The organism is Dehalococcoidia bacterium (genome assembly GCA_028711995.1).
Classification (GTDB): Bacteria; Chloroflexota; Dehalococcoidia; order SZUA-161; family SpSt-899; genus JAQTRE01.
Genome location: JAQTRE010000089.1, coordinates 1 through 11684 on the forward strand (window position 1 = coordinate 1; position 11684 = coordinate 11684).

An 11684-nucleotide genomic window follows, 5' to 3' on the forward strand; every position below is an offset into this window, starting at 1 on the left:
TCTGCTTATGCCTGTGGTTCTCTCTGAACATCCCTTCACCTCAAGTCGAATAGCCTCAACTTGAGTCTATCGCATCCCAATATCAGCTTCAATACCAAGGCGCTACCTTTTTGCAGGAACGCCAACTTATGGTACAAGTTCATAGCGGTGTTCATCGTTCTGGCTTTGCTGGTGCCGGTGTTGGCGGCATGTGGAGACGATGACGAAGACAACGGGAATTCCTCGCCGACCAGCACCACATCGGCCGCCCAAAACTATAAGATCGGTATCGTAACCCCCACGCTATCGGCCAGCGAGGATGAATTCAGGGGCGCGCAGAGAGTCGACCAGAAGTACCCCGGAATGATCAAGCACATCGTCCTGCCGGATAATTTCTCCGAAGAGCAGGAAACAGCCATATCCCAGATCACCAGCCTAGGGGCTGACAAAGATGTGAAAGCCATCATCATCTGCGCCGGTTATAGCGGAATCCTTCCTGCCATTCAGAAGGTGAAGGAGCAGAGGCCGGATATGATCGTCATCACTGCGCCGATCTGGGATGACCCCGATATGATGGCCAAGTATATCGACCTTTGTCTGGATACCGATTGGGTGCAGCGTGGCATTACCATCCCGACCAAGGCCCAGCAGATGGGAGCCAAGACTTTCATCCATTATTCATTCCCGACGCATCTGGCCAAGGAAGCGATTTCCAAGAGAAAAGATATGATGGAGCAGACGTGCCAGCAACTGGGCATGACATTTGTCCAGGTAGTGACGCCTGATCCGCAAGGCGGCAGCAGCGTATCGGCGATGCAGCAATTTTTGCAGGAGGATATCCCGCGGCAGATCGCTAAGTACGGGCCGGACACGTGTATTTTTGGCACCAACTGTCCCATGCAGGATGTGATCATCGCCGAAGCGCTCAAGCTCAAGTTCATCATGGCGGAGCAGTGCTGTCCCACTCCGACTCAGGGCTTCCCGGCTGCGATGGAACTATCGATTGCCCCGGAGGATGCAGGCAACTTCGATAAGATCAACGCCATGATCAAACAGAAAGCCGCTGACGCGGGAATGACGGGTAGACTCTCCACTTGGCCGATACCGGTGGGCGTGTTCTTCCCGGAGTTTTCGACTGAGGTCGCTCGTGGAATGATCGAGGGATCGATTAGCAAGAATAACCTGACTCTGGATCAGATCGAGCCAATTGCTCAGAAAGTGGCCGGGGTCTCCGTCACCTTCAGCAAGATGAAGCCGGAGATCGATAACTATTATCTGATCATCATCGGCTCAATCATCTACTAGGGAAGCTGGGGCTAAGTGCAAATTATTTCCCTTCCGTGATTGCAGGGGTATCCCGGTAAGGGCACGTCGCGACGTGCCCTTACCGTTTTTGAACATGTCGATAGCTTTGAAACTGGAAAACATATCCAAGAACTTTGGATCAAACCAGGTTCTGGACTCGGTGAATCTGCAGGTCAATGCCGGTGAGATTCATGGACTGGTCGGCGAGAACGGATCGGGGAAGAGCACTCTTCTCAACATTCTGATCGGCAATTCGGTCATCTGGAACACCGGTGGCTATCAGGGGAATATCTTCCTCGAAGGCCAGCCGGTTGAGATGCAATCCCCGCGCCAAGCAGTCAAGGCAGGAGTGGGGATGGTCCATCAGGAGTTCACCCTGTTGCCGGGACTCACTGTGGGGCAAAACATCAATCTGGGCAGAGAGAATCTGACCCCTTCTACCCGAAAGCTGCTGGGCCAAAATCTGGCGTTCATCGATCAGGCGAGAGACCATGCAATGGCCGATGCCGCCTTGAAACGACTGGGTGTGAACCTCAATCCCCGGGTCAAGCCGGGGAACCTCTCGGTGAGCCTCAAGCAATACGTGGAGCTGGCGCGGGAAACCAGTCGGAAATATCTTCGAGTGCTCATTCTGGATGAGCCGACAGCCACGCTGGGCACGGAAGATATGGAACATTTAATCTCTGTTCTGCGCGAACTTGCCAGCCAGGGCACAGCAGTGGTTTTTGTCTCTCACCGGTTGGAGGAGGTGCTGGCGCTATGTGACCGGATAACGGTTTTGAGGGATGGCAAAGTGGCAGGCAGCTTTGCACGCGGCGCTCCCGATTTCCGATTGGAGTCGGTAACTCAGGCAATGATCGGCCAGGGGATTGTGGCGGCAAAGCGAGGCAGCAAACGGTTTGCCCGCGGGAGCGAGTCGATTCGATTCGAGGATTTCACTGTGGATATGCCTGGCGAGACTATCAGGAAGCTCAACCTTAAGGTTTATCGGGGGGAAATCCTGGGGGTTTCCGGGCTTTCAGGACACGGCAAGCTGGCTCTGGGTTACGGCATAATGGGCATTTATCCCACCTCCGGCCGGGCGGTGATCGACGGTCGCGTTCTGAATCCCCGAGAGTCAATGAACAAGGACCTGTGTTTCCTGCCCGATGACCGCCGTCAGGCGGGACTTCTACTGGGCCGCTCAATAGCGCAAAACATTGTGTTCACCGCAGTTCATCAGCAGAACAAATTCCTGAAATTCTCACTCGGCCCATTGAGTATGATTGACCGCAAGAGCAGTATCGCGTATGCCGAGAAGGCGATCAAGAGATTCGATATCCGGTGCCGGAGCGTCTATCAAAAGGTTGGCTCCCTGAGCGGAGGCAATCAGCAGAAAGTCTGTCTGGCGCGGGCGGTGGCTGCCGAGCCGAGGGTTCTGTTTGTGGCCGAACCTACACGCGGGGTCGATATCAATGCCAAGCAGATGATTCTGGAAGCTTTGATCCACGTCAACCGGGAGCAGGGAACAACCATCGTCTGCGCTTCCAGCGAGATCGGTGATCTGAAACAAATATGTGACCGTATCGTGGTGATGCACGAAGGAGAAGTTTTCGGAGAGTTTCCTCCCGATACCTCTGACTCCGAATTCGCTCTGGCCTTTTCCGGCAAAAGGACTATTTAAAGTGACTCGGGTGATCAGACATAACATCCCGCAACTGGTACTCACCGCATTCCTGTTGCTCATGGTAGGCGTCACCGTCGTGTCCACGGATATCCCGTTGCCCGGTCTGGTCGGCAACTCTTTGGTCCGGTTTTTCATGAACGGGGTTTTAGTATTATCGTTGGTCCCCATGCTGAATGCGGGGGTTGGGATCAACTATGGCTTGCCGGTGGGCATTCTGGCAGGCCTTCTGGGGATGTGCATCGCGGTCGATCTCAGCCTCTCACCGGCGGCCGGTTTTGCCACCTCGCTCTCATCATCGATAATCATCGGCTCGGTCTTCGGATACGGATACGCCCGGGTTCTGAACCGGACCAAAGGCGAAGAGGAGATGACAGGGCTGTTTTTCGGGTTTTCGGCGGTATTCATCATGAGCTTCTTCTGGGCGGTAGCACCGTTTGGAAATCCGCAGATGCTGTGGCCCATCGGCGGCGAAGGCCTGCGGCCTTCCATCGGACTGGAAGGGCATTTCTCACACATCCTCAACGATTTTGCCGCGTTCGAGATCGGCGGTGTGCAAGTCCCCTCTGGCGGCCTTCTCTTCTTCGGCGCGCTCTGCGGCCTGATGTTTGCTTTTTCCCGCACCAAGGCCGGATCGGCGATGTCGGTTGTCGGTGAGAATGAGACGTTTGCCCGGTTTTCAGGGATCAATATCGACCGGTATCGAACTCTGGCGATAGTGCTTTCCACCGTTCTGGCGGCGGTTGGCATCTGCGTTTATACCCAGAGCTTTGGATTTCTGCAACTCTACGACGCGCCTCTGATGATGGCTTTCCCGGCAGCTTCAGCCATTCTGCTGGGAGGAAGCACCGGAAGGAACGCTTCAATCGTCTATGTCCTTGTGGGAACCTTCCTGTTTCAGACTGTGTATGTCTTCAGCGGGCCGCTGGCCAATGCCTTGCTGGTTCCGGAGATGACGGAGATCGTTCGGGTAACCATCACATCAGGCGTCATTCTTTACGCCCTTCTCTACCAGGGAGGAAGTCAGAAGTGAAGAGGATCAATCCCGTCCCCGTGGTTTTCCTCCTTCTGTTTCTGGTAGGGCTGTACTACTCGGAGATGACGCCAACGTTTGTCCTCAATGAAGTGATCACCCGCTTCAGCCGCGATGGAATCCTGGTTCTGGCCCTTGTGCTGCCTGTGGCGGCGGGTATGGGAATCAACTTCGCCATTGTTGTCGGAGCGATGTGTGCACAGGTCGGCCTGCTTACGATTATCATTCTCCAAGTGAACGGCGAAAGCGGCTGGCTGCTCGGCACCGTGATCGCCATTGTTCTGTCGGTGATAGTTGGGTATCTGATCGGGCGGACCTTGAACCGGGTGAAGGGACGGGAGATGATCACCACCCTCATTATCGGTTTGTTGGCCACTGGGATTTACCAGTTCATCTTCATGGTCGGATACGGCACCTTCATTCCGGCCCACAACGAGGAAATCCTGCTTTCCACCGGCAAGGGCATTCGGAACATGGTAGACCTGGCCCCCTATCGAAATATGCTGGACAAGATGTGGGTGGTGGAGGTGGGCGATATCCGCTTCCCGATGTTCATGATTATGCTGGTGTTGCTGGCCTGCGCCGTCGTCGCTTATTTGCTCAACACCCGGCTGGGCCAGAGAATCAAGGCAGTCGGGCAGGATAGGAGCAAAGCCGAACTTCTGGGAATCGATGTCAACCGCACCCGCATCATCGCCATGGTCCTTTCAATTGTGATCGCCTGCATCGGGCAGATGCTGTTTCTGCAGAATATCGGGATGCTCAACGTCTACACTGCCCACCAGAACAGCGATATCTTTTCTGCGGCGGCATTGCTGGCCGGAGGCGCGACTATCAAAGAGGCGCGGGTTCGCCATGTGATTTTGGGGATATTCCTGTTCCATTCCCTGTTCATTGTCTCCCCACAGGCGGGGCAGAACATGTTCGATAACGCGGCTCTGGGGGAATATTTCAGGAGTTTTGTCGCCTATGGCACTATTGCACTGGCATTGATTCTGAGTGTTCGGCGGCGTGACCGATCATCGAATCCGTTGAGCGTGGCAGAATCCGGTGGCTAACCAAGAACCTTCAACAGGAGAAAAACAAAATGGAATCCGAAACTTTTACCACACTGGCCGAGGCGCGCAGAGAGAGCGTCACGGAGATCATCGAAGAGAAGAAAAAAGGCCGTAAGGTGATCGGTTATTACTGCGCCTACAGCCCGGTAGAGCTTGCGCTGGCGGCGGGGGCCATCGCGGTTCCGTTGTGCGGGAGCAAGCAGGAGCCTTATCTTGCTGCAGACAGGGACCTGCCGTCTATCCTTTGCCCTATTATTCGCTCCTCTTACGATTTGGCGGCTTCCGATACCTGCCCCTTTTTTCATGCATCTGATCTGGTCGTCGCCGAGACCACTTGCGACGGCAAGAAAAAGATGTACGAAATCTTGCAGCGCTTCAAGCCGATCCACGTGATGAACCTTCCCCAGATAGCAGACCTGTCGGCATCGCTTGATTTGTGGGAAAGCGAGATGAGGCGGCTCAAGGAAAGGATCGAAATGGAGATGGGGGTGCAGATCACCGATGAGGCGTTGCGACAAGCGATCAGCATCACCAACCGGGAAAACCGCTCGCGCCGGGATTTCTTCGATCTCAATAAGGCCAAGCCTGCGTTGATCTCGGGACATGACCTCTTGATGATCTCATCCCAGTTTGGCACCGGCACTGACCGACGGCTCAGCGCTCAAATGGTGGAGCAGTTGACGGCGGAGATCAAAGTGATGGCTCTGAAGGGATATCACGTGGGGAATAAAACCACGCCGCGCATCCTTGTGACCGGCACTCCGATGGGGCAGGAAGACAGCAAGGTGATCACCCTGGTAGAGGAATGCGGCGGGCTGGTGGTGGCCATGGAAACCTGTGGGGGGTATCGAACGGTTGACCTCTACATCGATGAAACGGACCGTCGCGACCCCATGCGCCTGCTGGCAGAGAAATACCTCAGCATTCCGTGCTCGGTAATGTCTCCCAATAAGGGACGTATTGACCTGCTGGAACGAATGATCCGGGAGTTCAAAGTCAGCGGCGTGATCGATCTGACGTGGCAGGCCTGCCACATCTACAATATAGAATCGTTCTGGGTGGCTGACCTGGTGAACAACAGGCTGGGTCTTCCGTTCCTGCATCTGGAAACCAATTTTTCCGATGCCGACCGGGGGAATCTGAGAGTGAGAATCGAGGCTTTTCTGGAAATGATGCAATGACTCAAGGGGAATTTGTCTTTGCCGGTGGCGTACAGCCTATAATCCGTGTATGCAGCGGCTTCTGGCTCAGGAATTGGGAGTGCCCTTGACGATTCCGAAGATCCCGCAGGCCGTCGGGGCACTGGGCGCTGCCATTCATGCAGCACGGAGACTTGTATGATCTATCTGAATGGTTTGCTGAAAAGCTATGACGTTCCTCATGTTAAATATCTAGGCCTTCTCATACAGTGTAGATTCTCAAGCTAAATTACCACTCAATTCTCAGGATCATTGACCCCACCCCCTGCATGCCACAATCCCGAGCTTTGTTTTATCAGCCTCACCATCGACTTGGGCCACTGCCCCAAAGAGGGGGCCTCTTGCACACCAAGCTAGGAAAGTCGTAGAATTGGCCTAACCAGAAAGGCTTCTTTTTAGTGTTTTCATGAACACACCCAGAGGTACATTAGCCAGGACCTAGATAGGGAGGCAACCATGATTGAGATCCAACCTCAACTCTTACCCCTAAGCGGGTTGCTCAGCAAGCGCCTTTTCCGCATTCCCCAATATCAGCGCGCTTACAGTTGGCATTCCAAGCATCGAGAGGATCTGTTCGGGGACATCCTAAATACATGGCGTGCTGGGGGTGACCGTCAGCACTTCATGGCCACTGTGGTGGGACTCCGCCGCGAGAAACGGATGATTGGAACCGACGAACACCAAGTGGTTGAGATTGTCGACGGGCAACAACGCGTAACGACCCTCATTCTACTCCTGAAGGCAATCGCCAAAACGGTCGACCGTACCGATCTAGAGGGAAGCAGAGTTGGCCGCGAGCTCGATGAGACGCTGGTTAAGCCGGATAAAGCCTCGCTGCTTCTCCTTCAGACCAACCACGACCTGAGTAATCATTTTGCCAGCTACCTGCGGACAGGAAGCCATCCGCCATCAGAATCCGCCAACACTCAGGCCGACCGTGAGCTTCTGCTAGCCATGGAAGAATGCGAACAATTCCTGCTGCGCTGCAAGGGGAATGGCCTCCCTGTTGTCGACTTGCTGAGTCTTCTGAAGAACCGGCTGACATTCGTGTTCCACGAAATCGGCGACGAGGCGTTAGTCTATACTGTGTTCGAAGTGTTGAACAGTCGTGGCCTCGAAGTCTCATGGTTTGACCGTCTGAAGAGCATGCTAATGGCCATTGTATTTGAGGCCGAGGAGAATAGTCCTGAGATTATCAACGAAGTCCATACTCTTTGGAGCGACATCTACAGATGTGTCGGATTGCGAATAGGGATGAGTACGGAATCGCTTCGTTTCGCGGCGTGCCTGCGCCAAGAATCTGCTCCGAGCCGACTCCCCAGTGAGGAAGATGCAGCGGACATATTGCGGGAGCAGGCCAAGATCAGCACAGCAAACGTAATCGAGGTCACCAACTGGCTGAAAGCTGTCACAGAAGCTATGGACAAAGTGCTTGGGGACCGCCGGACTAGAGGCGTTACCAGGATTGTACAGGCACGGTTGGTCGCTGCTGCGATACATCTTCGTAGCGACTTGACTGATGGGGATAAGACAAAAGTGCTTCGACTGTGGGAAAACATCGCGTTCCGCATGTACGGTATATCCGGATTAGACGCACGCTACGCCGTTGGAGAGTATTTACGGCTTGCCTGGAGTATTGTCAACGAAAACCTGGACCGGGACGCAATCCTAGCAGAGCTGTCGCGTATTGGAGCACAGTATCCGATTACTAAAGCTGTCGATCACCTACGAAACACCGACTGCTACAACGGTTGGCAGGAAGAACTCCGATATTTTCTTTTCAGATACGAAGAGCATCTTGCGAAGAAGGCAGGACAGAATTTCAACAACGAACAATGGAATCGCATCTGGATGGCTAATGCCTCTGATTCGATTGAGCATATCCTTCCCCAGAGTTCCGAAAGTGACAAGGTGGATCGCCTGGGAAATTTAATATTGCTTCCACCTAAGCTGAACTCAAAGCTCCGTGCCCTCGCCCCTTTGAAGAAGGCTGAGGAGTATCGTAAAACCGGGCTGCTGATCGCAAGGAAGGCAGCTGACCAAATAGAAGGGTCTCGGTGGGGGCCGGGGCAGATCAAGATACGTGAAGAAGCATTACTGGACTGGGCTAAATCTGAATGGGCGGACTGACTGAGAGCGATTACCGGACTTCATGATCGACTATCATGTAGATGCGACAGGTTCGACCATGTATCTGATCAGAGAAGTGGATTCAGACTTCTTCAGCGGGGCTAGGCAAGCGGGAGGGTAAAGAGGAAATGACAACGCATAACACTGCCCCTGTTCTAAGGAATACGAGAAACCTGGTCTACCAATTCAAGGTGGCACTGAAGGAGATCAAACCGCCTATATGGCGGCGGATCGTGGTCCCGGCGAGCTACAGTTTCTGGGACTTGCATGTGGCCATACAGGATTCCATGGGGTGGCTTGACTGCCACCTGCACGCATTTCGCATCCTGAACCCGAACACGGGAAACCTTGATGAGATCGGAATCCCTGATGAGGACGCTTTTGAGGATGATATTGTCTACCTTCCCGGCTGGCAATTGTCGATAGCCGCCTATTTCCGCCAACCGGGCGACCGGGCGGATTATCTGTATGATTTCGGCGACAACTGGGAACATGAGATTGTTCTGGAGGGAATACTGCTCAAACAGCCGAAAACGAAGTACCCGAGATGTCTGGAAGGTGCCGGGGCCTGTCCACCCGAGGACTGTGGCGGGGCGCATGGATATGCGGACCTGCTCGATATCCTTCGAGACCCTTCCCACCCGGAGCATGAAAGCATGATGGAATGGGTTGGCGGAAGATATGATCCGCATGTCTTCGACCCTGTGCAGGTTCGCTTTGACAATCCCAAAAAGCGCTGGCAATTCGCTTTCGAAGTGGATTGATCAGAAACACCCGATATCTCCATGACGTGAAAGAGCCTTGAGGGCCGGACCTGCAAGGCTCTCCAAACCGAGGCCCTTGAATCAATTCATGAGGTGGAATAGTGAACCAACCGACTAACAGAGACTGGGCAAACTTATATCAGTCAGCGATGATGTTCAAAGAGGCTGCTCCTTGGGATTGGGTGCACAATGACACCCTATTTGCTGTTGAAAACCCGGATGACGGTGAAGTGAGCTATTGTTCAATTCTGGGGAGTGGAGGGGAGGAGTTCGGCCTGGGCATGTTCATCGGAGATAAAGGGTATGAGAGCCACCTCAGAGTGATGGGTGGGGAGATCGACCCGGCTGATTATTTTGAAATCATGATGATGTCTCGCTCCATAACGATGTTTTTGACTGACCGGGAGGATCTCGAGAAGCGGGACCGTGACGTAATTCGGTCCCTTGGCCTTCGCTTCCGGGGGCGAAATGCTTGGCCATTGTTTCGAAGCCAGCAACCCGGCTATGCTCCCTGGTTCTTGGAAGAGGGCGAAGCCGTCTTTCTGACAACTGCAATCCGGCAAGCTCTTGTCATGGCTGAAGAGATCAGGAACGGCAGGTTGGATCTCCTGAAAGGGTCGCCGGATAACCTTGTTCTGACCCGTTATTGTCATGGCGGTAACTGGGGCGGAGAATGGCGCAACACTCCAGTATTGAGCCCAAATGACCAGGCGTGTGCCGAAAGCATTGACACAGCCAAAGAGGCTGAACTCTATCTGCTTCAAAATCGGGGGCGCGAACATAGTGGAGTCTGGGAGTTAGACATTTTCATGTTGCCGGTGCCCATTGGAATGGCCGCTGAGAAGCCGTACTTCCCAATCTGTTTTCTGGTTGTCGACTGCAGGCTTGGGCTTATTGTCGGGGCGAACTTGACCGAACCGTGGATCACTTTTTCCGAGAAACAGGAAGAGTTAATTCGGATTTTCGGGAAGGCGAAACAGCTCCCCGGTGAAGTTCGAGTGAAATCGGACAAGGTGAGACGGATATTGGAGCCAATAACAGGTGTGCTTGGGATCAAGCTCCGGGTAACGTCAGTGCCTTCGCTGGAGGAGGCTAAGGCCGGTCTACTTGAGCAATTCGCCTGATGGGGTCGGTGAGGAATAAGATGGCCCGGGGATCGAAACCACTCAAGGCGTGGATTCAAATATCCGCCGTATCCGAAAGATATTCTGGTACCCCTGAGAATGAGCCTTCCATGACTTCAGGCAGAGGCGTTTTCATTGAGATTGGAACTTCATGCAGATATGATAGAATAGCAGTGCAGTCAAATGAGTTCTGTTTGGGCTGAGGGCTATCGATAAGGTGATCAATGATAAAGAAACAGTTGAGGAAGAAAAAGCATCTCGGTGAGTTCAGGGAGTGGGGGCGACAAGTTGTCATAACCCTCAACAGCAGCGAGGTGCTTGACCAGTTTCTTGATGACCTTGTTATCGAAGCCGTTGAAGCTAATGGCCTATATTGCGGTGGTGGTGGGCGAGCGAACGAGATAGACCTAGTGGTTGAACTTGGCCGCTTGACAGATGATCCCGAAGCGAGATTTCGGATGGTGACTGCCTGGTTGGACGCTCGTCCAGATGTTGTGGCTTATAAGGCAGATCGTCTCTTTGATCTTTGGCACGAGGACGTTGAAGATATGGAAGGCGCGCATGAAGCCTGATCCCGTCGAATATGAAATCACAGACCACGCCGTGTTCGAAATTCAGAGGCGAGGCATTCCGCTGGACATGGTGCGAGCGATCGTGCACAAACCGGAACAGCGCTTGATGGTACGTGAGGGGCGAGAGGTATTTCAGTCTCGCGTACAGATGAGTGGCAAGAGATATCTCATCAGAGTGTTCGTGGATACCGATCGCGCTCCTGCTGAAGTGGTGACAGTCTACCGTACCAGCAAGATTGACAAGTATTGGAGGTGACCGCGATGAAAGTTACCTATGATCCCAAAACCGACACACTGAGCATGATTCTCAGAGAGAGAACGCCGGTTGCCGAAAGCGACGAAGACAAGCCCGGCGTCATTCTCGACTATGATGATGCCGGAAACCTGATATCGCTCGAAATCCTTGATGCTTCGTCCAGGGTGAGCGATATTCGCAAGATGGAATTCCAGATGGCGGCATAGCGGGAATCCTTAGTCGGCTTCACACAGCGGCGTGCCTTTACTGACAGGGAGCAGAGGGTGAGGGCAAAGGGAAGAGTGGGTTTGAGGAGATGGCCGATTATGAAACCGAAGAAGCCACAACCAGGGATGGTGCGGAGAGGTGGATCATGTGCGGCAAGACTGCGAGAGAGAAGATATATCTGTGTTTCAGGGGGAGTTCGACCCTCCCCCATCTCCCCATCCAACCTTCTGCCTTTTTGCCTGCACGTCTGTGTTGGATGCAACTTTTGGGCGGATTGTTTCGCGTACTGAGTCGCCTCCGCGTAAGGAGTGGGCTCACAATGGGCAGTATTTACACTTGCCGGGAACAATTCTCCGCAATCTGATGACCAGTATTTCCTCGTTGACCGCCTCAA

General features: G+C 53.6%; 11 protein-coding genes. All 11 read left to right on the plus strand.

The window, feature by feature from the left end; translation table 11 throughout:
- Window positions 1–60: 60 nt before the first annotated feature.
- Window positions 61–1284 (plus strand): DUF3798 domain-containing protein, encoded by a 1224-nt coding sequence (locus tag PHV74_11385; GenBank protein ID MDD5094964.1) that lies wholly within the window; start codon window positions 61–63, stop codon window positions 1282–1284.
- A 94-nt stretch (window positions 1285–1378) separates the two neighbouring features.
- Complete coding sequence (locus tag PHV74_11390; protein MDD5094965.1) at window positions 1379–2947, plus strand: sugar ABC transporter ATP-binding protein; 1569 nt, start codon at window positions 1379–1381, stop codon at window positions 2945–2947.
- 10 nt (window positions 2948–2957) lie between these two features.
- Window positions 2958–3980, plus strand: coding sequence for an ABC transporter permease (locus tag PHV74_11395; GenBank protein ID MDD5094966.1), 1023 nt, complete (start codon window positions 2958–2960; stop codon window positions 3978–3980).
- On the plus strand, window positions 3977–5038 hold the full coding sequence (locus PHV74_11400; GenBank protein MDD5094967.1) for an ABC transporter permease: 1062 nt from the start codon (window positions 3977–3979) through the stop codon (window positions 5036–5038). Before PHV74_11395 ends, PHV74_11400 begins: the two co-directional genes overlap by 4 nt.
- Before the next feature lie 29 nt (window positions 5039–5067).
- Window positions 5068–6219 (plus strand): double-cubane-cluster-containing anaerobic reductase, encoded by a 1152-nt coding sequence (locus PHV74_11405; protein MDD5094968.1) that lies wholly within the window; start codon window positions 5068–5070, stop codon window positions 6217–6219.
- 474 nt (window positions 6220–6693) lie between these two features.
- A complete protein-coding gene (locus PHV74_11410; protein MDD5094969.1) occupies window positions 6694–8367 on the plus strand; it encodes a DUF262 domain-containing HNH endonuclease family protein in 1674 nt (557 codons plus the stop codon).
- 128 nt (window positions 8368–8495) lie between these two features.
- Window positions 8496–9131 (plus strand): plasmid pRiA4b ORF-3 family protein, encoded by a 636-nt coding sequence (locus PHV74_11415; GenBank protein ID MDD5094970.1) that lies wholly within the window; start codon window positions 8496–8498, stop codon window positions 9129–9131.
- A 101-nt stretch (window positions 9132–9232) separates the two neighbouring features.
- A complete protein-coding gene (locus PHV74_11420) occupies window positions 9233–10255 on the plus strand; it encodes a hypothetical protein (protein MDD5094971.1) in 1023 nt (340 codons plus the stop codon).
- A 224-nt stretch (window positions 10256–10479) separates the two neighbouring features.
- The gene (locus tag PHV74_11425) at window positions 10480–10827 is read left to right on the plus strand and encodes a 50S ribosome-binding protein YggL (protein ID MDD5094972.1); all 348 of its coding nucleotides are present in this window, start codon (window positions 10480–10482) and stop codon (window positions 10825–10827) included.
- Window positions 10817–11083, plus strand: coding sequence for a hypothetical protein (locus PHV74_11430; protein MDD5094973.1), 267 nt, complete (start codon window positions 10817–10819; stop codon window positions 11081–11083). Before PHV74_11425 ends, PHV74_11430 begins: the two co-directional genes overlap by 11 nt.
- A 5-nt stretch (window positions 11084–11088) precedes the next feature.
- Entirely contained in the window at window positions 11089–11289 is a 201-nt protein-coding gene (locus tag PHV74_11435) for a DUF2283 domain-containing protein (GenBank protein ID MDD5094974.1), read from the plus strand.
- The last annotated feature ends 395 nt before the right edge of the window (window positions 11290–11684 follow it).

What these genes read in the sequence shown, in the direction of transcription:
- PHV74_11390 (MDD5094965.1), top strand. Translation starts at nt 1,379, where the DNA reads ATGTCGATAGCTTTGAAACTGGAAAACATATCCAAGAACTTTGGATCA.
- PHV74_11405 (MDD5094968.1), top strand. Translation starts at nt 5,068, where the DNA reads ATGGAATCCGAAACTTTTACCACACTGGCCGAGGCGCGCAGAGAGAGC.
- PHV74_11410 (MDD5094969.1), top strand. Translation starts at nt 6,694, where the DNA reads ATGATTGAGATCCAACCTCAACTCTTACCCCTAAGCGGGTTGCTCAGC.
- PHV74_11415 (MDD5094970.1), top strand. Translation starts at nt 8,496, where the DNA reads ATGACAACGCATAACACTGCCCCTGTTCTAAGGAATACGAGAAACCTG.
- PHV74_11425 (MDD5094972.1), top strand. Translation starts at nt 10,480, where the DNA reads ATGATAAAGAAACAGTTGAGGAAGAAAAAGCATCTCGGTGAGTTCAGG.
- PHV74_11430 (MDD5094973.1), top strand. Translation starts at nt 10,817, where the DNA reads ATGAAGCCTGATCCCGTCGAATATGAAATCACAGACCACGCCGTGTTC.
- PHV74_11435 (MDD5094974.1), top strand. Translation starts at nt 11,089, where the DNA reads ATGAAAGTTACCTATGATCCCAAAACCGACACACTGAGCATGATTCTC.